The organism is Haematobacter sp. (assembly GCF_032102465.1).
In the GTDB taxonomy this organism is placed as follows: Bacteria; Pseudomonadota; Alphaproteobacteria; order Rhodobacterales; family Rhodobacteraceae; genus Haematobacter.
The window spans coordinates 85,634-107,050 of the sequence record NZ_DAMDHB010000010.1; the positions used below are offsets into that span (position 1 = coordinate 85,634).

General features: G+C 66.3%; 16 protein-coding genes and 1 pseudogene. 8 read left to right on the forward strand and 9 right to left on the reverse strand.

All coding sequences use genetic code 11. The features are described from left to right. Positions 1 to 11 precede the first annotated feature (11 nt). A complete protein-coding gene (gene phnC / locus RT513_RS08835) occupies positions 12 to 818 on the reverse strand; it encodes a phosphonate ABC transporter ATP-binding protein (protein ID WP_290686498.1) in 807 nt (268 codons plus the stop codon). 495 nt (positions 819 to 1,313) lie between these two features. On the opposite strand from phnC, the gene RT513_RS08840 reads away from it, so the two are divergent. From RT513_RS08840 to RT513_RS08875, 8 genes are all read left to right on the forward strand, one after another. Beyond that, the gene (locus RT513_RS08840; protein WP_290686495.1) at positions 1,314 to 2,468 is read left to right on the forward strand and encodes an amidohydrolase; all 1,155 of its coding nucleotides are present in this window, start codon (positions 1,314 to 1,316) and stop codon (positions 2,466 to 2,468) included. Positions 2,469 to 2,676: 208 nt separating this feature from the next. Next, the gene (locus RT513_RS08845; RefSeq protein WP_290686492.1) at positions 2,677 to 3,447 is read left to right on the forward strand and encodes an IclR family transcriptional regulator; all 771 of its coding nucleotides are present in this window, start codon (positions 2,677 to 2,679) and stop codon (positions 3,445 to 3,447) included. Beyond that, complete coding sequence (locus RT513_RS08850; RefSeq protein WP_290686488.1) at positions 3,444 to 7,289, forward strand: hydantoinase B/oxoprolinase family protein; 3,846 nt, start codon at positions 3,444 to 3,446, stop codon at positions 7,287 to 7,289. The genes RT513_RS08845 and RT513_RS08850 overlap by 4 nt, the downstream gene beginning before the upstream one ends. A 45-nt stretch (positions 7,290 to 7,334) precedes the next feature. Further along, positions 7,335 to 8,909, forward strand: a complete 1,575-nt coding sequence (locus tag RT513_RS08855) for an ABC transporter substrate-binding protein (protein ID WP_290686485.1) — start codon at positions 7,335 to 7,337, stop codon at positions 8,907 to 8,909. A gap of 81 nt (positions 8,910 to 8,990) precedes the next feature. After that, positions 8,991 to 9,998 carry an ABC transporter permease gene (locus RT513_RS08860; RefSeq protein WP_290686482.1) on the forward strand — a complete coding sequence of 336 codons (1,008 nt, stop codon included), beginning with the start codon at positions 8,991 to 8,993 and terminating at the stop codon, positions 9,996 to 9,998. Further along, positions 9,995 to 10,915: an ABC transporter permease gene (locus tag RT513_RS08865; RefSeq protein WP_290686479.1), complete on the forward strand. Its 921-nt coding sequence runs from the start codon at positions 9,995 to 9,997 to the stop codon at positions 10,913 to 10,915. The genes RT513_RS08860 and RT513_RS08865 overlap by 4 nt, the downstream gene beginning before the upstream one ends. Before the next feature lies 1 nt (position 10,916). Continuing rightward, the gene (locus RT513_RS08870) at positions 10,917 to 11,966 is read left to right on the forward strand and encodes an ABC transporter ATP-binding protein (RefSeq protein ID WP_290686476.1); all 1,050 of its coding nucleotides are present in this window, start codon (positions 10,917 to 10,919) and stop codon (positions 11,964 to 11,966) included. After that, positions 11,959 to 12,855: an ATP-binding cassette domain-containing protein gene (locus RT513_RS08875; protein WP_290686473.1), complete on the forward strand. Its 897-nt coding sequence runs from the start codon at positions 11,959 to 11,961 to the stop codon at positions 12,853 to 12,855. The genes RT513_RS08870 and RT513_RS08875 overlap by 8 nt, the downstream gene beginning before the upstream one ends. A 615-nt stretch (positions 12,856 to 13,470) precedes the next feature. Here the strand turns inward: RT513_RS08875 and RT513_RS08880 are convergent. The 8 genes and pseudogenes from RT513_RS08880 to RT513_RS08910 form a co-directional block, all read right to left on the reverse strand. Next, the gene (locus RT513_RS08880; protein WP_290686470.1) at positions 13,471 to 14,565 is read right to left on the reverse strand and encodes a PLP-dependent cysteine synthase family protein; all 1,095 of its coding nucleotides are present in this window, start codon (positions 14,563 to 14,565) and stop codon (positions 13,471 to 13,473) included. Beyond that, entirely contained in the window at positions 14,565 to 15,560 is a 996-nt protein-coding gene (locus tag RT513_RS08885) for an LLM class flavin-dependent oxidoreductase (protein WP_290686467.1), read from the reverse strand. Before RT513_RS08885 ends, RT513_RS08880 begins: the two co-directional genes overlap by 1 nt. A gap of 13 nt (positions 15,561 to 15,573) precedes the next feature. Continuing rightward, positions 15,574 to 16,533, reverse strand: coding sequence for an ABC transporter substrate-binding protein (locus RT513_RS08890; protein WP_290686464.1), 960 nt, complete (start codon positions 16,531 to 16,533; stop codon positions 15,574 to 15,576). A 42-nt stretch (positions 16,534 to 16,575) separates the two neighbouring features. Next, positions 16,576 to 17,511: an ABC transporter substrate-binding protein gene (locus RT513_RS08895; protein ID WP_290686461.1), complete on the reverse strand. Its 936-nt coding sequence runs from the start codon at positions 17,509 to 17,511 to the stop codon at positions 16,576 to 16,578. A 180-nt stretch (positions 17,512 to 17,691) separates the two neighbouring features. Continuing rightward, positions 17,692 to 18,441, reverse strand: coding sequence for an amino acid ABC transporter ATP-binding protein (locus tag RT513_RS20830; protein WP_290686684.1), 750 nt, complete (start codon positions 18,439 to 18,441; stop codon positions 17,692 to 17,694). 228 nt (positions 18,442 to 18,669) lie between these two features. Further along, a pseudogene (locus RT513_RS20835) lies at positions 18,670 to 19,641 on the reverse strand (amino acid ABC transporter permease); the annotation flags it as partial. Then, the gene (locus tag RT513_RS08905) at positions 19,592 to 20,218 is read right to left on the reverse strand and encodes a GNAT family N-acetyltransferase (RefSeq protein ID WP_290686458.1); all 627 of its coding nucleotides are present in this window, start codon (positions 20,216 to 20,218) and stop codon (positions 19,592 to 19,594) included. The pseudogene RT513_RS20835 and the gene RT513_RS08905, both read right to left, overlap by 50 nt. Continuing rightward, on the reverse strand, positions 20,215 to 21,408 hold the full coding sequence (locus RT513_RS08910; protein ID WP_290686455.1) for a M20 aminoacylase family protein: 1,194 nt from the start codon (positions 21,406 to 21,408) through the stop codon (positions 20,215 to 20,217). The genes RT513_RS08905 and RT513_RS08910 overlap by 4 nt, the downstream gene beginning before the upstream one ends. Positions 21,409 to 21,417 lie beyond the last annotated feature (9 nt).

The following is a 21,417-nucleotide window of genomic DNA, read 5'->3' on the forward strand; positions in this document are numbered from 1 at the left end:
AAAGCTCCGGTTCAGGCCGGCTCGTGCCGGCGGATCGCGGTTGAGGTGATGGCTTCGTCGATCTCGGTCAGACCGTCGGTGCCGTAGAGATCGCGCACCACGTCGGGCGTGAGCTGGCGCGCGGTGCCGTCGAACATCACGCGCCCTGCCCGCATGGCGACGATCCGGTCGCAATAGGCGCGCGCCGTGTCGAGCGTGTGGAGATTGACGAGGACGGTAATCCCGTCCTCGCGGTTGATCCTGCGCAGCGCGTCCATCACGCGCGTCGCATTGCCGGGGTCAAGGCTGGCGATCGGTTCGTCGGCCAGCATCACGCGGGGTTTCTGTACCAGCGCCCGCGCGATGGCGACTCGCTGCTGCTGCCCGCCCGACAGCGTGCCCGCCCGCTCCAGCGCCTTGTGGGCAAGGCCCAGCCGGTCGAGCGCCTGAGCGGCGGCCAACCGCTCGGCCTCCGAGAAATGCATGGCCATGGACGAGAGAAGCCCATGGTTGGCCAATCGGCCGACCAGCACATTGGTCAGAACATCCAGCCGATCAATGAGGTTGAACTGCTGGAAGATCATCGCGCAATCGCGCCGCCATTCCCGCAGGCGGCGGCCGCGCAACGCGGTGACATCGGTCGCGCCGAAGCGGATCGTGCCTTCCGTCGGTTGCACGAGGCGGTTAACAAGGCGCAGGAGAGTGGACTTCCCCGCGCCGGAAGGGCCGATCACCCCGACGAACTGGCCCGCCGGTATGTCGAGCGTCACCCGGTCCACAGCCCGGGTCTCCCCGAAGGCGCGGCTGAGCGAGATGAGCGAAAGCATATCCTGTTTCATGGCCTTACCCTGCGCTGCAGCCGTAACGCCACCAAGTCATCCGAATGAATTTTTTACGACGCAGGCGGCATATGGTGGACCTGTCAGCGCGCTGGCTGGCGAGTTTTATCCGGTCAGCGTATTACTAGGGGACAGTGCACTGAACGCGGGCTGAGACCCATAAGGCGGATAGATGCACCTTCCACGGGGCTACCCGGTTCCACTTCAATACCTGATGAAACGGTTTTCAGGTCTGCGCTGGAGCGGAAATCGTTCGCAATCTGACGGAATCCAGCCCGAAATCCACGCGATCCTGAACACTCCGGGGCAGATTTCCCGATTTCCAGAGCAGGGGAATGCGGCTTCCGAACGTTTTCAGCAACCCGCCACCGACGCTGTGCAGGCATTCGCACGGAGCGACGTGCCAGCCCCGCGCGTCATGTCGGTCGGAGCGGAGATCTCTGGCAGCGGCCTCGCCCGCGCGCTAGCAGAAGGCAGGCAGCAAGGGAGAATGCCATGCCCGTCATCGAACGCATCGCCGGCTATGCAGCGGATCTGACCGCGATCCGTCAGGATTTCCACGCGCATCCCGAGATTGGTTTCCAGGAAACCCGCACATCTTCACGGGTGGCGGAACTGCTGGAAGGCTGGGGTATCGCGGTCACCCGCGGCGTCGGTGGAACCGGGGTCGTGGGTGTCCTGCAAGGGTGCCGCGCCGGGCGGACCATTGGCCTGCGCGCCGACATGGACGCCCTGCCGATGGAAGAGATGACGAACCTGCCCTACAGCTCGCGTCATCCGGGGGTCTTTCACGGCTGCGGGCACGACGGACATACGACGATGTTGCTGGGGGCCGCCCGCTATCTGGCGGAGACCTTGGATTTCGCCGGGCAAGCGGTGTTCATCTTCCAGCCTGCGGAGGAGGGTCTCGGCGGGGCGCGGGCGATGCTTCGGGACGGGCTCTTTGACCGCTTTCCCTGCGACGAGCTCTACGGATTGCACAATTCGCCCTACAATCGCCATTCGGAAGTGACGATCCGGCCTGGCCGTGCGCAGGCCGGGGCGAGCTTCTTCGACATCACCATCCACGGGCGCGGCAGTCACGGAGCCATGCCGCAGGCAAGCCGCGATCCGGTCGTGATCGGAGCGGAGCTGGTATCCGCGCTCCAGACGATTGTCGCCCGCAATATTGATCCCACGCATGCCGCCGTCGTTTCCGTCACGCGGTTTCAAGCCGGCTCCGCCTATAACGTGATCCCGGCGGAGTCCCAGCTCGCCGGCACCTTCCGCTATTTCGAGGAACAGGACGCCCGGTTGATCGCGGAACGGATCACGGAAATCTGCGCGGGTCTGGCCACGGCACATGGGGTGCAGATCGATATCGACATCCGGCAGGTGTTCGACGTTCTTATAAACGACCCCGAACGTGTCGAGAACCTGATCTCCTCGGCCAGCGACATCGTCGGCGGCCAGGCGCGGGCGGATGCCGAGCTGACCATGGGATCGGAGGATATGGCCGATCTCCTCCGCATCGTGCCGGGTGCCTTCTTCAACCTCGGACACGATGGAGAAGTACCGCTCCACAATCCGGGTTTCCTGTTCGACGACACTATCCTGCCCGTCGGGGCGAGCCTCCTCGCCCATCTGGTGGAGAGTCGCGGCAAGGCCTGACGGCGCCTCCCCCTTCGACAATGACCGACGCCGCCCACGGGCGGCGTTTCCCGTTCGTGAACCGCCCAAATTTCCGGCAGAGGCGCTGCATCACCGGTGGAAACCCGACTGTGGCAGTCAAAGCCACGTCTTTTTCATTGACCGACTCAAAATTTTTACATTTTGTCTCACATAACGGAACCGATGTTCCATAAAACGGAACTATCAGATGTCGATACTCCAAAATGCCGCAGAGGTTCTCCGTTGCTTCAGCACGGAAACACCGGAATTGACGGTGACGGATGTCGCCGTCCGTCTGGATTTGCCGAAGGCCAGTGCGTCACGGCTGATGAAAGCGATGCGGGAAGCAGGCATGCTGGAAACAGTCGGCCTGTCCAAGCGGCATCGGCCGGGGCTTCTGTTGCTGGATCTCGCCGCGGCGTTCCGCTCCTCCTCCCGGCTGATCACACGGGCAAGCGCCGCGGTGGCCAAGGTATCCCGCCAGTTCGGCCATACCGGCTATGTCTCCATACGCGACCGCCGGGAGGTGACTGCCGTCGTGGATTTCGAGGGGACGAACGCCCTGCGCGTCGTCAGCAACATCGGCCGCCGTCTGAAAGCGCATGAAAGTGCGACGGGGCGCACCCTGCTGGCGCGCATGCCTGATCCGGCAATTGCCGCGCTCTACGGCGATCATCCCGGACTGGCCGAGGTGATGCGCCATGTGACGCGGGTCCGCGAAAACGGGTTTGCCTATTCCAACCAGGAAGCCACGCCGGGGGTCGATGCCATCGCCCTCTCCGTCGCCGACCCCATGAGCGACGAGGCCGTAAGCCTTTGCGTCGTCTTTCCCCATGCGCTCGTCGATGAGGCCGCGCGCATGGAGATCGTCTCCACCCTTGCCGAAGAAGCGGCGCGGATCGCCGACGAACTGGGCGATACCGCCTTTGTCGCGCCCCGCTCCGCCACCCCTGTTACAGAAAAAGGACTGCCCGAATGACCTTCTCAGCCAACCGCTGGCGTGTCGGTTTCGACATCGGTGGCACCTTCACGGATTTCGTGCTGTACGACGCGCAGGATGCGTCGGTAACGCTGCACAAACGGCTGACTACTCCGGACGATCCTTCGGAGGCGGCGCTGAAGGGCCTGAAGGAACTGCTCGACCTGCGCGGCATCTCTCACGCCGATGTGGCGGAGATCGTGCACGGCACCACGCTCGTCACCAATGCGGTGATCGAACGCAAAGGCGTGCAGCTCGGCCTCGTCACCACGCAGGGGTTCCGCGATGTGCTGGAGATGGGAACGGAGCAGCGCTACGACATCTACGATCTGTTCGTGACCTTCCCGGAGCCGATGGTCAGCCGTGATCTGCGGCTCGAAGTGGCGGAGCGGCTGGATGCCCGCGGCCACGTCGTGACACCGCTCGACGAACCCGCCGTGCTGGAAGCCGCGCGGGAGCTGGTCGCACAGGGCTGCGAGGCGATTGCCGTCGTCTTTCTGCACTCCTACATGAACCCTGCGCATGAACGCCGCGCCGCCGACATCATCCGGGCGGAGTTCCCGGAACTGGCCGTCTCAGTCTCCTCCGAGGTCGTGGCCGAGATGGGGGAATACCAGCGCTGCGTGACGACCTGTGCGAATGCCTTCGTGCAGCCGCTGATGCACCGCTACCTCACGAAACTGGAAGCCGCGCTCAGGGCCGACGGCTTCTCGGGGTCGTTGCGGCTCATGCATTCCGCCGGCGGACTGGTATCGTTGGAAACCGCGCGCGATTTCCCGATCCGGCTGCTCGAAAGCGGCCCGGCGGGGGGTGGCCTCGCCACCGCGCTGTTCGGAGAGAAGGCCGGGCTTGCGGATGTCATCTCCTTCGACATGGGCGGCACCACCGCCAAGGCCTGCATGATCGAACACGGCCGCGCCGAGGTGGCCCCGATGATGGAAGCCGCCCGTGTTCACCGCTTTACCAAAGGCTCTGGCCTGCCCATAAAGGCGCCCGTCATCGAGATGATCGAAATCGGCGCGGGCGGCGGTTCCATCGCTGCCATCGACGAGGTGGGGCTGCTCAAGGTCGGGCCGCATTCTGCCGGATCCGATCCCGGACCTGCCTGCTACGGCATGGGCGGCAAGAACCCGACCGTGACCGATGCCAATCTCGTGCTCGGCTATTACGACCCCGGTTTCTTCCTGGGCGGGCGCATGACGCTCGACCTTTCCGCCGCACGGGCGGCGGTGGCGCGGGTGGCCGAGCCGCTCGGCCTCACGGTGGAGGAGGCGGCGCTCGGCATTCACAAGGTCGTGGTGGAGAGCATGGCCGCGGCGGCGCGTGTCCATCTTGTCGAGCGAGGCAAGGATCCGCGCGCCTATGCGATGGTTGGTTTCGGCGGAGCCGGTCCGGCCCATGCCGTGGATGTGGCCCGTGCCATGGGGATCGGTCAGGTGCTGATCCCGCCCGCGTCCGGGGCGGCTTCCGCCCTTGGGTTCCTTGCCGCGCCGCTGTCCTTCGAGGGGGTGCGCTCGCTCCGTATCGAGCTCGCTCCGGGGTTCGATGCAGAAGCGGTGAACACCGTGCTCGGCAAGCTGGAGGAAGAAGGACTCCACCACCTCACGCGCGCGGGCATCGGCGCCGGGGAGGCCGTGGTGGAGCGGACGGCGGACATGCGGCTTGTCGGGCAGATGCACGACATTTCCGTCCGTCTGCCCGCTGGCCGGATCGGCGAGGCTGAACTCCCCGAGATCCGCGACGCCTTCGTCGCCGCCTATTCCGCCCGCTATGCCGCGCCCTTCGACGGCGCACGGTTCGAAAGCGTGAACTTCCGCGTTCGCGTGGCCGGACCCACCCCCGCTCTCGCGCTGACCGGCGCGGCGGGTGGCGGCGACCTTGCCGCCAAGGTGAAGGGAAGCCGCACCTGCTGGTTCGATGGCGGCGCATTCGAGACGCGGGTCTATGACCGCTATGCGCTGACCGGCGGCGATGAGATCGCCGGACCTGCGATCATCGAGGAGCGTGAATCTACCACCGTCGTCGGGCCTCTGGACCGTGTCAGCATCGACGCGGGCCTGAATCTGTGCGTGCATGTCGGGGCGCTCAAGACCGCCGAGGCCGTGATCACCGCCGACATGGACCGGGCAGACGCCGTGGCCCGTATCCAGTCCGACCCCATCGGGCTAGAGATCATGTGGTCCCGCCTCGTCAACGTGGTGGAGGAGATGTGGCTGACCGTCTGCCGCACGGCCTTCTCCCTCGTCATCGCCGAGGCGCAGGATTTCGCCTGCGAACTTCTGGACAAGGACGGCGAAACGCTCGCCCACTCCCCCCGCGCCATGCCGGTGTTCAACCTGACCCTGCCCCGCGCGGTGAAGGCGCTGCTCGCCCGCTATCCGGCAGAAACGCTGAAGCCGGGGGATGTCCTCATCACCAACGATCCGTGGCTCTGCGCGGGGCACCTCTTCGACATCGCCATCGTGACGCCCGCGTTCCGCAACGGGCGGCTGGTCGGACTGATGGGCACTGTCGGCCATGTCTCCGACATCGGCGGCACCAAGGACAGCCTGCATGCCCGCGAAATCTATGAGGAAGGTCTGCAAATCCCGCCGATGAAGCTGTTCGACGCCGGGCAGCCGAACGAGACGCTGGTCGAGATGATCCGCCAGAACGTGCGCAACGGGGAACAGGTGCTGGGCGACATCTTCTCCTTCGTGGCGGCGAATGCGCTTGGGGCTGAGCGGCTGACCGCCTTCATGCGCGATTACGGGATGGACGATCTGGGCGCGCTGGCCGAAGTGGTGCAGGGGCTTTCGGAGAAGGCCATGCGCGACGCGATCCGTGCCATCCCGGATGGCGATTATCGCAGCTTCATCACCAACAACCCGCTGGGCGAAAAGATCGAGTACCCGGTGCTGGTCAAGGTGCAGGGCGACAGCATCACCGTCGATTTCGACGGCGTGCCGCCACAACTTCCGCAGGGCGGGCTCAATTCCACGCTGAACTACACCGCCGCGCATGCCACCTATCCGCTGAAGTGCATGCTGACTCCCACTGTGCGCGGCAATGCTGGTTGCTACCGCCCGTTCACGGTGACCGCACCCGAAGGTTCCATCCTGAACCCGACCTACCCTGCGGCGGTGAACCTGCGGACGCGGACGGGCTGGTACATCGCGCCGAACATCTTCATGGCGCTGGCCAAGGCGGCGCCTGCACAGGTGCAGTCCTTCACGGGTCTCGCCGTGGCCGCGAACATATATGGCCGGGACGCGGAGGGGCGGTTCTACTCGGACATGCTGTTCTGCGGCGGCGGTCAGGGCGGATCGGAGCGGGGCGACGGGCATTCCGCGCTGCTTTGGCCCACATCGGCCGCAAATACTTCCATCGAGCTGATGGAAAGCCGGGTGCCGATCCTGATTACCGGCAAGAGCTACCTGCCCGACAGCGGCGGGCCGGGCAAGGCGCGCGGCGGGCTGGGCCAGATCGTGACCTTCCGCAAGCGGGACGACGATGGACAGCCGACGCTCGTGTCCCTTTACCCGGAAGGTGTGGACAATCCGATACCCGGCCTCTTTGGCGGCCAGCCGGGCGGCGGCGCCCGCGGGCGGATCGTCTCTCCCGACGGCACGGTGATCCACGACTGCGGCACCGGCGCGCTGGTGGAGATCCGCACGACGGGAGAGATCGTGGAGTTCGTCCTGGCCGGCGGCGCGGGCTACGGCAACCCGGCAGAGCGCGATAATGCAGCCATCTCCCGCGATATCGCGCTTGGCTATGTCACGCCCGCCCATGCAGCACGCCACTATCGCGTGGAGGATGAAAAGCCTGCGCCCGCAGATCACGACAGGGTGGGCGCGTAGGCGCCCCACTCCAACCATAACGCTCTTCCAACATGGAGACCTGAGATGACGACCCCTGTCTCGCTTCCCCTGACCCGCCGCGGCCTGCTCGCCATGGCGGGGGCCGGTCTGGCGGCAGCGACATTCCCGCGCGCTCTCTTCGCCCAGTCGGGCAAGGGCGTCCTGATCATCGCGTCCGGCCAGGACATCCCGAATTTCGATCCGCATACCGCAACCGGGTATTCGGCCTCCTTCTTCCTGCGCAACACCTATGACCCGCTGGTGCGCATCGCGGGCAACCCGCCGGAGCCGGTGCCAGCCATCGCGCAAAGCTGGGAAATCAGCACGGACGGGACCGAATACGTCTTTCATCTGAACCCGGCCGCAAAGTTCCACAGCGGCAAGCCGGTGACGGCAGAGGATGTGGTCTATTCCTTCCAGCGCGCGATCAAGCTCGCCAAGGGCAATGCCTGGATGATCCGCGGCATCGTCACGCCCGAAAACGTGACGGCAGTCGATCCGCAGACCGCGCGCTTCAAGCTCTCCTCACCTTTCGCTGCCTTTCTCCAGGTTCTGCCGTGGATGTTCATCGCCGAGAAAGCGGCTGTGGAGGCCAACCTTGGCAGCGATAACGGCGAAGGCTGGCTGATGAAGAACCTTGCCGGTTCCGGCCCCTTCGCGCTGAAGCGGTCGCAGGCGGGTACGCTGCACTATCTCGCACGGGTGGAGGATGCCTGGCAGCCGGGGGGCGGCAACCTTCAGGGCGTCATCTGGCAGATCGTGCGCGAAACGGCGACCCAGCGCCTCATGCTGCAAAGGGGAGAGGCGCATATCGCCGTCGATCTGACCTCCGAGGACATGGACGCGCTGAAGGACGCCCCCGGTGTGGTCCGCGTGATCGAGCCGGAATACCGGACCTTCTCCATCAAGATGAACACGGTCAAGGGGCCGCTCTCCGATCCCAATCTGCGCAAGGCCATTTCATGCGCGACGAACTACCAGGGGATCCTTGACGCCGCGGGCTATGCCGATCTGATGCAGGGGCCGCTCCCCTCCACCATCTTCGGCTTCGATCCCACGCTGGAAGTCTATCGGACCGATCTGGCAAGGGCGAAGGAATACCTCTCCAAGACCGCCACGCCGGAAGGTGGCTTCACTCTCCGCATGGTGCATGTCTCGGGCCTTGAGCAGCAGCGCCGCTGGTCGCTCATCCTGCTCGACAGCCTCAAGCAGCTGAACATCGGCCTCGACATCCAGCCGATGAACTGGCCGGATATGGTGGCCGCCTGTCAGTCGCCCGACACCTTCCCCGATCTGTTTCCGGTCTATCAGACGGCCAACTACGGCGACCCCGACAACATCGCCTTTGCCGCCTACCATTCCTCCCGCAACGGAGGCTGGCAGAACGCGGTTTACAGCAACCCGGAGGTGGATGCCCTGATCGAAAAGGGCCGCACCACGCTCGACCCCGAGGAACGCAAGGCGATCTATGCCGAGTTCCAGCGCAGGGTCGTGGCCGATGCGCCCGATATCTTCGGCGTCATCGAGCGGCGCAAGCTCGGTATGCGGGACGCGGTGAAGGGCTACAGCTTCAGCCCCGTTGCCTCCAACGCAATCGAGGCCTGGCCCCTCTCCCTCTGACAGCCTCAGGGGGCGGTGCCCCCTGCCCCTGCCCCGCCAGCCGGGGGCGCGAAGCCCCTCTTCCAGCGAAAGGACAGCGCGATGGTCCAGTTCATCCTCCGGCGGCTGCTGCTGCTCGTGCCCGTTCTGATCGGGCTTACGATCATCATGTTCGCCATCGCGCGGCTTCTTCCGGGCGATCCCGTGGGGCTTGCCGCCGGCCCCAACGCCACACCCGCCGAAGTGCAGGCACTGGCGCGGGAGTTCGGTCTCGACCGGCCGGTTTGGGAGCAGTATCTTCATTATGTCGGGGGCCTTGCCCATGGCGACCTCGGCACCTCTCTCTCCACGCGCAGGCCGGTGGCGGAGGACATCGCGGCCTATTTGCCCGCCACGCTGGAACTCGTGCTGGCAGCGCTGACGCTCGCCGTCGTCATCGGCATTCCTCTGGGCCTCGTCACTGCCGTCTGGCGCAACCGCTGGCCCGATTATCTGAGCCAAATCGCAGCGATCGGCGCGATTTCCATGCCGCGGTTCTTTCTTGGGCTGCTGCTTCAGCTGTGCCTCGCCATGTGGTTGATGTGGCTGCCGCTGGGGGGGCGGTTACCGATCATCCTCGACCCGCCGCCGACCGTCACGGGGTTCTACACCATCGACGCACTGCTTTCCGGTGACTGGGAAACCTTCGTGATCGTGCTGAAACACCTCGCGATGCCCGCCATCGCAATGTCTCTTTCCCCGCTGGCCACGATCATGCGGATGATGCGCGCATCCACCATCGAAGTGATGGGGCAGGACTATGTGACCACCGCCCGCGCGCTCGGCCTGCCCCGCGGAAAGATCATCCGAAAATACGTGGCCCGGAACGCGGTCTCCGCCACGCTCACGGTGATCGGACTTTACTTCGGCTGGCTGCTGGGCGGCACGGTTCTGGTGGAAACGGTCTTCGACTGGCCCGGGCTCGGCCTCTATGCCACCAAGGCGATCCTCGCGCAGGACATGATGCCGGTGATCGCCGTGGCGCTGGTGATCGGGCTTCTGTTCATCATCGCCAACCTCGTCATCGATCTCGCCTATGGCGTCATCAATCCGAAGGTCCGCTATTCATGACCGACGTCCCCGATACCTCCTCCCTCGGCTCTGCCCCGTCCGAAACAGGGCCTGAGCCGGCACCCGGCACCGACCGGCTGCGGCGCGCGCTGTTCCGCTTCCGGCAAAGCAAGCTCTCCGTCATCGGCGCGCTGCTGGTCGCGGCGGTGGTCTTCCTGACCCTCTTCGGCCCATGGCTCGCCCCCTACCCGGAACATGTCGCGGGCGGTGTCGATACTGCGGCGCGGTTCCTGCCCCCCTCCCTCACCCATCCGTTCGGCACCAACGAGCTTGGGCAGGACGTGCTGTCGCTCGTCATGGCGGGCACGACGGTTTCGGTGCTGGCGGCGTTCAGCGTGGTGCTGATCGGCACGATCATCGGCACCCTGATCGGCGCTGTCGCCGGGTTCGCGGGGGGCTGGATCGATGAAGCGCTGATGCGCTTCACCGATCTGGTCCTCACGATTCCCTCGCTGATCCTCGCCATGGCAATCGCCGCGGCGCTGGGTCCGGGTTTTCTGAACATGGTGATCGCCATCTCGCTCTCGTGGTGGCCGGGCTATGCACGGCTCGTGCGGGGTGAGGTTCTGGCCACGCGGGAGGAGAACTACGTCACTGCCGCCCGCGCTCTGGGGGCCAGACCTTCCCGCGTGCTGTTCCGCCATGTGCTGCCGAATGTCGTCTCGCCGGTGATCGTCAAGATGTCGCTCGACATGGGTTTTGCCATCCTGACGGTCGCGGGGCTTGGCTTCATCGGTATCGGGGTGCGGCCGCCGACGCCGGAATGGGGCACCCTGCTTTCCGTCTCCCGGTCCTACATGCCGGACTACTGGTGGACGGCGATGGCGCCGGGGGTGGCGATGTTTGTCGCGGTTTTCGGCTTCAACCTGCTGGGAGACGGGCTTCGCGACGTGCTCGATCCGAAGGGGAGGCGCTGAGATGCCGGATACGCTGCTGTCCATCCGGGGCCTTCGCCTGACCATGCGGAGTTTCGAAGGCGAGGCGCAGGTGCTGAATGGCATCGACCTGACCGTGGCAAGGGGCGAGATATGGGGGCTGGTCGGCGAATCCGGCTGCGGCAAGTCGCTGACGGGCCTGTCGATCTCCCGCCTTTTGCCCTCCCCGCCCGCGCGGTACGCCGGGGGCGAGATCCGCTTCGCCGGGCGCGACCTGCTCAAGCTTTCGCAAGCAGAGATGCAGCCCCTTCGCGGCAAGCGTATCGGCATGATATTTCAGGATCCGACCACCAACCTGAACCCCGCGTTCCGCATCGGTGAACAGCTGGCCGATGTCGCGCTGGCAGCCGCACGACAGGAGCCGTCGATCCTTGACTGTCCCTCCAATGCCTCGGGGCGGGAGCGCAAGCGCGCCGCGTGGCGCTTGGCGGCACGCATGCTCGCCAGCGTCGGCATCCCAGAGGCGGAGACACGCCTCCAGTCCTATCCGCACCAGTTCTCGGGCGGGATGCGACAGCGGGTGCTGATCGCAATGGCGCTGATCGGACAACCCGACCTCCTCATCGCCGACGAGCCCACAACGGCCCTCGACGTGAGTGTGCAGGCCCAGATCCTCAACCTCGTCAAGCAGGCGGTGGCGGAGCGTGACATGGGTGTCATCCTGATCACTCACAATCTCGGCGTGGTGGCCGAGACATGCTCCCACGTCGCCGTCATGTATGCGGGCAACATCGTGGAGGCGGGTCCGGTAGCGGAGGTGATCGGGCGCCCGGTGCATCCCTATACCCGCGCTCTCATGGCCGCTATCCCGACGCGGGAGACGCAACGGGGTGACCTGAAAGGGTTGGCGGGACAGGTGCCGAACCTTGTCACCCCGCCGCCCGGATGCCGTTTCGCACCCCGCTGCGCGCTGGCGGTCTCTGCCTGCCGCGACGGCCTGCCGCCGCCGGTGACGGTCGGGCCCGGCCATATCGCGGCCTGCCTGCGGGCGGGCGAGATCACCGCTCATGGCAAGGAGGCCGCCCATGCCTGACCTCTCCCCGACCCTGCGAGCCGCACCGGCAAGCCCCGGTGTGCCGGTGCTGGAGATTTCCCATGTCTCCAAGGTATTTCCCGGCCGCCGCGGCCTGTTCGGCCGTTCGGCCGAAGTGGCGGCGCTGAAAGATGTGTCCCTGACCGTAAACCGGGGCGAAAGTTTCGGCCTGGTAGGCGAATCCGGCTCCGGCAAGACAACGCTCACCCGGTCCATCCTGCAGCTCGATCTGCCGACATCCGGCAGCATACGGTTCGAGGGGCAGGATCTGTCGCACCTGTCGGCTGCGGAGCTGCGGCGGCTGCGGGCGCGGGTGCAGATCGTGTTTCAGGACCCCTATGCCTCCCTCAATCCGCGCATGTCGGTTCATGACATCGTGACGGAGCCGATGGTCATCCACCATGACATCCTGAACCTCACCCCACGCCAGCGGACCGAGCGGGCGGCAGAGCTTCTCGCGCTTGTCGGCCTTGGCCCCCAGCATATGCACCGCTACCCTCACGAATTCTCGGGCGGTCAGCGGCAGCGGATCTGCATCGCACGCGCTCTGGCCTCCGGGCCTGACCTGCTGCTTCTGGACGAGCCGACCTCCGCGCTGGATGTGAGCGTGCAGGCACAGGTGCTGAACCTGCTCATCGACCTGCAGAACCGTCTCGGGCTGACCTACCTCTTCATCAGCCACGATCTCGGCGTCGTGCGCTATCTGTGTGATCGCGTGGCGCTCATCTATCGCGGCGAGATCGTGGAGGAGGGCGATTGCCAGACGGTCTTCGATGCGCCACGAAGCGACTATGCCCGCATGCTCATCAGCGCGATGCCGGAGGTCAGGGTGCCCCGCCGGGATAATCCCGACCAGCGTCATCCTGCCCCGACAGTGCCGGGCGCGTAGAACCTGCGGGATGGTCCCATTTCCGGTCATCCCTGCCAACGCCTCCCCAACGGCAGCCTTTCATGGGGAGAGGCCCATGCCCCATGGCCGGGTTGGGCTGCGGGTTCATATCCTGTCCCCGCGAAAATCGGACGCGCATCGCGCCGCAACTGAAGGGATCGCTCCCTGGCGAGGCACATCTCACTGGCATCATGATCATCGGCGAGCATGCCTGCCATCCACAACCCGGAACACGATGATAGCGACCCTCGGCCCGGCGGGAAGGTCGGCGGCCAAGGCGCTGGCACGCCGGGCAGGGGACCGGCTTCTGTCGTTTGGAGGCGAGGAACCATCCGCCACCCTGACACGCGCCCGAATGCTTGCTCGCATCTCGTCTCCGGCATTCGCGCTCGTCCCGAATTCGGGAGGCCGCGCGCGGTGGCGGACCCTTGGGAACGAGCATCAAAAGACTGACCAAACGAAATGGCGGAGCATTGCAGTCCAAGGAAGCCTGATCCCGGCACGGAATGCCTCCGCCGGCGGCTGCCTTTCCGCCACGCCGGTCTCGATGTCCGGCGTGTTTCCGGGCCGAAGGGCCTGCCCCGGCCGATGATATGGGAGGGCCGCCGCGCAGCGTTATGAGCACCTCGGCTCACAGGCGGCGTTGGGCCGCTCCGCCCCCGGCAGCGGCTGGCGCGGTCCAACGCCGCCCTGTCCGGTGACCGGCGGGGCGAGGTAGCGCTCACCGCTATCGGCGAGGATCGTGGCGATCAGCCGGCCGGCCATTTCCGGCCGTGCCGCGAGGCGGGCCGCCGCGGCAATGGCCGCCCCGCCGGACAGGCCGACGAACAGGCCCTCTGTCCGGCAAAGCGATGTCGCCGCCGCGCGGGCCTCGGGCGTGCCCACTTCCAGCCATTCATCGGCAAGAGCCGGATCATAGACACCCGGCAGGGCTTCCACCGGGATGTCGGAGACACGGTGCACGCCCTCGATCTGATCCGGATAGGGATCGGCCTCCGACGGCAGGGAGGCGAGCGAAGGCTCCACCACGGCTACGTGGAGGGCGGGATTGCGCTCCCGGAGATAGCGCCCCGCCCCGGAAACGGTGCCGCCCGTCCCGACGGTCGCGACCAGCGCATCGATGCGGCCCCCGGTGTCGCGCCAGATCTCCGGCCCGGTGGTTTCATAATGGATGCGGGGATTGGCGGGATTGCCGATCTGATCGGCAAAGAATCCGTCCGGGTTCAGCGCCTTTATCTCCGCCAGCAGGATGTCTCTCGCATTCGGCTCGAGAAAGCGCCGGTTCGGTATTTGCACCACCTCCGCCCCATAGCTGCGCAACAGGTCGATCTTGCCGGGATTGATGCAGTCCCGGGTGTAGAAGCGGGTGCGATAGCCGCGTGCAGCCCCGATGGCTGCGAGACCGATGCCAGTATTGCCGCTGGTCAGGTCAAAGATCAGCGCCCCCGGACGGAGCTTCCCGGACCGCTCCCCCTCCCGGATGATGGCCCAGGCGGTGCGGTCCTTTATGCTTCCCGCCGGGTTCAGATATTCCACCTTCGCGACGATGCGCGCACCAAGGCCATGAACGCGGCGAAAGCGATGAAGCTCCAGCAGCGGCGTGTTACCGATGAGCGCAGTGATATCGCCGTGGATTGCACCCGCAGGATCGGCACAAGGGTGGGCGGACGGGGACGGGGTCTGCCGGGAAATCGAACCGGGTTCGAACATCAGACGGCCTCCTTCTGCGTCGTTTGATCTGCGCTGCGCCATTCCGGCAGCAGCCTCGCCATGTCGGTCAGGATTTGCTCGTAATCCTCCACCGCTAATTCGTAGGGGAGTTCGAGACGCAATTCACGGGCGGTCGCCGCTACGGGATCGCGGGAAAGGAGAGCGGCGATCTCCTCTACCGTCCCGACGATATCGGGAAGGAACAGCGTTCGCCGCGCGCCCTGCGGTTCCAGCGTCCGGGCGTGGCGGCTGCGGGCGAAATCGACATAGCGGCGTCGCGTTGCGAAATCGGCGCTGTCCGTCGGCAGGATCACACGGCCAAGGCCCACGCGCCCCCCTCCCGCGCGGCGGAATGCGTCGATGAGCCGCCGCTGCGCCGTCAGGAAGTCATCGGTCCCCTCGCCCGAAACGATGTTGCCGGTCAGCAGATGAAACCCCGCGCCGCCTGCCCAGACCGCGGAACGCTGCGAACCGCCGCCATACCAAAGCCGCTCCGACAGCCCGCGGGCCACGGGTTGCAGCCGTGGCACCTGTGCGCCGGAGGCATTGCCTGCGACCCGTTCAGGGCTGAGCGGCGGGCTGGCGATCAGCCGGGCCAGCTCCTCCGCCCGCGTGTGGCCGTAGTCGCCTTCCACCGGATAACCGCCGATCAGCGCGGCAAAGGGAGGGTGTCCGACGGAAACTCCCACGTTCAACCGCCCGCGGGAGAGCACGTCCACCGTGGCGAGATCCTCCGCCAGCCTGAACGGGTGCTCATAGCCGAGCTGGATCACCGCCGTGCCGAGGCCGATGGAACGCGTCCGCTGGCTGGCGGCGGCAAGGAACGTCGCCGCCGAGGAGATCCCGCGTTCCAGATGCCGCTGACGCACCCACCCGCTGTCGTATCCCAGCCGCTCGCCCAGTTCGAACAGGCGGAGCGTCGCCTCCAGCCCCGTGAAGGGATCCTCCTCGGCGTAGTTGCCGGGCACGAGGAAGGCAATGTGATCGAAATCCATGCGCATCACCTCATCAATATCTGGGCAAGCCGGGCGGATTGGTGCGGCTTTCGGGAAGGGCCTCCTCCGTCAACTGCCAGCGCTCCAGAACGGCGGCATAGCTTCCGTCGCGGATCGCGCCGTTGATGGCCTCCGTCACCGCTTCTGCAAGGCCCGACCCCTTCCGCGTCGTGACCGCCACATCGGACCGCTCCGGCCAGCCGGCGGAGAGCGTGCCGACACGGCGGATATCCCCGTCCCGCGCGGCGATATAGACAAGCTGGGCATTCGGCTGAACGATCACATCCGCCCGGCCAGCGCGGAGCGCGATGAGCCGCGTGGCCTCGTCATCGAAATACTGCAGCTCCGCCGGGGAAAGCCCGGCTGCCCGGTTCAGCTTGTCCCAGGCGAGCAGGATGCGCTCCTGATTGGTGCCGGCGCCGACGATGATCCGCAGCCCCGCGATGTCCTTCGGTTCGGCGATAGGGCCGATCCCCCGCCCCTCAAGCGTGAAGAACCCGTGCAGCCCCTGCCGGTAGGTGGAAAAGTCGAACTTCTCCTTGCGCTCCTCCGTCACCCCGACGTTGGAGATCACGGCGTCGTACTTGCCGGAGACAAGCCCCAGCGGCCAGTCCGCCCAGGCCACGACCACCGTCTTCAGTTCCAGCCCCAGCGCATCGGCGATCAGGCGTGCGATGTCGGGATCGGCGCCTACTACGGTCTTTGCGTCATTCGCATATGTGGAAAGCGGTGGCCCGCCGGAGGCCGTGTTCGCGATGGTGAAGAAGCCCGGAGTGGCGAAGGCGAAACCCTCGGGCAACCTCGCGATGGCCGCCGGGTTCCTGGCCGTATGGATCAGATCGTCGCGATCTGGGTCAAGATCGAACACATCCGCCGCGGCCCAGCCTGGCCCGCAGGCGGAGGTGAAGGCCATGCCAATGGCAAAGCTGGTGATGAATCGGGTGAAACCACGGCGGGAGAAAGCGGGGATCATGGCATGGTCCAATCGTCTGATGCTGTAGTTGAAGAAGGGCGCTTACTTCTTCGGAAGGCCGGGCGGGTTGACACGGCTTTCGGTGATGGCCTCGGCCGAGAGGTTCCAGCGCGCCAGTGTCCGGGCATAGGTGCCGTTCGCGATCTGCGCGTTCAGAGCCGTGGCCACCGCGGAGGCAAGACCGGACCCCTTCTTCACCGCCACCGCGATCTCCGCCGTGACGGGCCAGCCGCCGGAGAGGGTACCCACGGCGCGGGTCTTGCCCTCCTGCGCGGCCTGAAAGGCGGAGGTGGCATTGGGACCAAGGTAGGCATCGATGCGCCCGGACTGGAGCGCGAGGTCCAGCACCGGCTGATCGTCGAAATAGAGAACTTCCGTCGTGGGCAGGCCCTGCGCGCGGTTCTCCTCGATCCAGCGCAGCAGGATCTGCTCCTGATTGGTACCGGAGGAGACGGACACCTTCAGCCCCGCGATGTCTGCCGCCTTGTCGATATGGGTGATGGGGCTGGCGGCGGCGACATACCAGCCCAGCAGATCGGTGCGGTAGGTGGCGAAGTCGAACTTCTCCTTGCGCTCCTCCGTCACGGTGACGTTGTGGATCACCGCATCGTATTTCCCGGAGGCAAGGCCAAGGGGCCAGTCGGCCCAGGCCACAGGGATCAGCTGCAGTTCCAGACCGAGGCTGTCGGCCACCAGTTGCGCGACGTCCGGTTCACCGCCGACAGGCGTGCTTGTATCCGTCGCATAGACCGCGAAGGGCAGCCTGCCCGGCACGGAGGCCACGGTGAGCTTGCCCGGCGACACGAAGCGGAAACCGGCGGGCAGCGCCGCGATGGCGCCCTCCACCCGGTCTGTGCGGATGCGGTCAGGCTGCTCTGGGCTGAGATCGACCGCAGGCGCGGCGGCGTGGGCCGGAAGCAGGGGGAACAGCGCTGTCGCAGCGATCACGGCCGCGCCTCTCAGCAGGGAGGGAAACATGGGAAGCCTCTTTGCAAGACAGGAGATCATGAGATTTCGGGCGGCAGGTCGCGGTCATCGGCGATGAAGCGGTTCGGCCGCAACTATTTCGGCTGCCCCCGTCTCCGCACCGGGAAGGGCGGCGCGGAGACGGGGGCAGCACGGCCGCGACGGGAGGGGCCGCGGCCACGGGCACGGGGATCAGAGCACGCGGCCCAGAAACTCCGCCGTGCGGGGATGCTCGGGGCGGCTGAAGATCCGCTCGGGAGGCCCGGATTCCACCACCCTGCCCCGGTCCATGAACACGATGGTGTCGGCGACCTCCCGCGCGAAGCCCATCTCGTGCGTCACGATGACGAGCGTGACGCCGGAGCGCGCGAGTTCCCGGATCACCGCCAGCACCTCCCCCACCAGTTCGGGATCGAGGGCGGAGGTCGGCTCATCGAAGAGCAGCACCTTGGGCTTCAGGGCAAGTGTCCGAGCGATGGCCACCCGCTGCTGCTGGCCGCCGGAAAGCTGGCGCGGATAGGCCCCGGCCTTGTCGGCCAACCCGACGCGGGCAAGCAGATCCCGCGCCAGCCGCTCCGCCGCCTCCCGGGACAGGCCGCGGACGGCGAGGGGAGCGGTGACGATGTTCTCCAGCACCGTCAGATGCGGGAACAGGTTGAAATTCTGGAACACCATGCCGACATCGGCCCGCCGTTTCAGGATGTCCCGCTCCCGCAGCTCATGAAGCGCGTCGCCCTCCTGGCGGTAGCCGATCAGCTCTCCGTCGATGGAGATGAAGCCCTCGTCCACCCGCTCAAGGTGATTGATGGAGCGCAGCAGCGTCGATTTGCCGGAGCCAGACTGACCGAGGATCGCGGTGACCGAGCCTGCCGGAAAGGTCAGGGACACGTCGTTGAGCACCTTGTTCGCCCCATAGCTCTTGGAGACATGCTCGACATTCACCGTGCCGCCAGACGGGAGCGCCTCCGCCCAGCCGGCAGACGACGCGGAAGACAGGACGGCTGCCGTCTGCGGTGAGCCTGCCCTCCTCGGGGAGAGGACCCCGCCGCGTTCCAGGACTGCACGGAAGAGGTTGGGCGGGGGATTGCGCAGCGCGCCGCGGGCGAAATGACGTTCCACGAAATACTGCACGAGCGACAGGACGGACAGGATGAAGAGATACCATACCGTCGCCACCATCAGCAGCGGGATCACCTCCAGATTGCGCCGGTAGATGATCTGCACGGTATAGAAAAGTTCCGGTATCGCAAGGACATAGACCATGGATGTCCCCTTGGCCAAACCGATTACCTCGTTGAAGGCGGTGGGCAGAAACGCCCGCATGGCCTGCGGCAGAACGATGCGCCGCGACTGAAGACCCTTGGGCAGACCGAGCGCCGCTGCCGCCTCATGCTGACCCTGATCGACGGAGAGGATCCCGCCCCGGATCGCTTCGGCCGAAAACGCGCCGAGATTCAGGGTGAGGCCGATCACCGCCGCCCAGAACGGCGTCAGGAACTGGGTGGTCGGATAGGTCCAGAAGGTGATCGCGGTATAGGGAATGCCGATGGACAGCGTCTCATACAGGTAGCCGAGATTGTTGAGCAGCAGCAGCAGGACGATCAGCGGAATGGACCGGAACAGCCAGATGAACCCCCAGGCGACAGCAACCATCAGCGGCGAGGATGACACCCGTGCCAGCGCCAGCACCGTGCCGAGGGCCAAGCCGAAGATCGACCCGAGCAGCGTGAGCCACAGCGTCCGCCCCAGCCCCACCATCACAGGTTCCGAGAAGAACCATTCCGCAAAGACCGGCCAGCCCCAGCGCGGATTGCCCAGCACCGAATTCAGCACCGCCGCCAGCACCACGGCGCCGGCCAGCGTTCCGAAGAGACGACCGTAGTTGCGGGAGGGCACGATGCGCAGCCCGTCGAAGCGCCCCGGCTGTCGCGGAGTTGCGGTGGTGGTGGTGGAGAAATCGGTGGCGGTCATCTCATGTCCTTTCCTGCCGAAAGGGCGCCGGGCCGGAGGGAAACGGCTGCGCGGCGATGCCGCAGCGCGAGGGACGTGGCAGGGCGACCGGGAAGACGCGCGGGCGTAAGGGCCGCGCGTTTCATTCCGCCGCCTCTCGGAAAGCGTGTTCGGCGGCGACCTTCGTGGCATGGGCCGCCTTGGCCGCGCGGGTGCGTTCGGTCGCTTCCTCCGGGGTGGCAGCCGGTTCCTTCAGCGCCGTCGTGCCCGGCTGACCGGCCTTGGCACCGATATGTTTCTCGAACGGCAGTGTCCGATAAAGGGCGCGGTCAACCGCCGGGTCGAAAAGCCGCCGGTAGCCAAGCGAGACGTAAAGCGCCTCCGCCTCCGGTTGCCGGAACCCTGTGGTGAGATAGAGACGCGTGTAGCCGAGCGCCGCGGCGCTTTCCTCCAGCGCCAGAACGATCCGCCGCGCCAGCCCCTGCTTGCGCAGATCGGGCCGGGTCCAGATGCGCTTCAGCTCGGCCGTATCGGCGTCATGGCGCATGAAGGCCCCGCCTCCGATCGTCTCATCCTCGCGCCGGATGAGGAGGAAATCCCCGGATGGGGGAGCAAAGGCGGCGGGCGGATAGCGATAGACCTCCGCCCGCGCCCCGGCGGGGTCGAACGTGGTGCCGTAACGGATGTCGTATTCGCGGATCAGATCCTCGATCAGCGGCTGGGCCTCCGGCGTGTGCGGAGAGGACCGGAGGAGGACGATGGGTGTCATTGGATGTCTCCCGAAAGAAAACCTTCGACCAGGGCGGCCCAGAGGGTGGCTCCCGGCAACAGGATGGCGTCGTTGAAGCGGTATTCCGGGGAATGGAGGGGCGCGCCCTCTCCATTGCCGAGGATCAGGAACGCGCCCGGCACCTCCTGAAGGTACCACGCGAAATCCTCGCTCGCCGTGCGCGGCGCGAGGATGGGCAGCACCCCCTCCTCTCCCAAGGCGGCCAACGCCGCACCCCGCGCGATGCGGAGTTGGGCCGGGTGGTTGACCACCGCCGGAAAGCCCGGGCGGTAGTCGATATACGGGGTGGCCCCCAGCGCCTGCACCACGCCGGTCAGCAGCGCGGGAACGCGGGCGGCAAGCACTTCCCGCGTTCGGGCGGAGAAGGAGCGGAGCGTCAGCTTCATCTCCACACTGTCAGGGATGACGTTGGACGCGGCCCCCCCGTGGATCGTGCCGACCGTCACCACCGCTGCCTCCAGCGGATCGACATTGCGGGCGACGACGGATTGAAGCGCGGTGATGGCATGGGCGGCGGCCACGACGGGATCCACGGCCTCATGCGGGGCGGCGCCGTGGCCTCCCTTGCCGCGCACACGGAAATCCACCTGATCTATGCCGGCCATTGCGGGCCCTTCGATGAAGCCGAAACGCCCCTCCTCCACCCCCGGCCAGTTGTGCAGGCCAAAGATGGCATCCACGGGAAAGCGGTCGAACAATCCTTCGCCGATCAGCCGCCGGGCGCCCTGCCCTATCTCCTCGGCGGGCTGGAAGATCAGGTGCAGCGTGCCCCGGAAGCGCCGCGTTTCCGCCAGATAGCGCGCCGCGGCGAGCAGGATCGCCGTATGCCCGTCGTGGCCGCAGGCATGCATTACCCCCGGCACGGCGGAGGCGAAGGGCAGGCCGGTCGCCTCATGGATCGGCAGCGCGTCGATGTCGGCGCGGATCGCCAGCCGCCGCCCCTCCCCGTTGCGGAGCGTCCCAATCACCCCGGTCCCGGCGAGGGGGGTGACGTCGTAGCCCCAGCCTTCCAGCAGCGCGGCAATCCGTGCGGAGGTCCGGCGCTCCTGAAAGGCCAGCTCGGGGTGATGGTGCAGTTCCTGCCGCAACACCACGAATTCATCTATGGTTTCGGCAATCCTCTCCCGTGCGGCGCCTTGGGGCGCCGTGATCCGTTCTGCCACGGTCATGACGTTCTC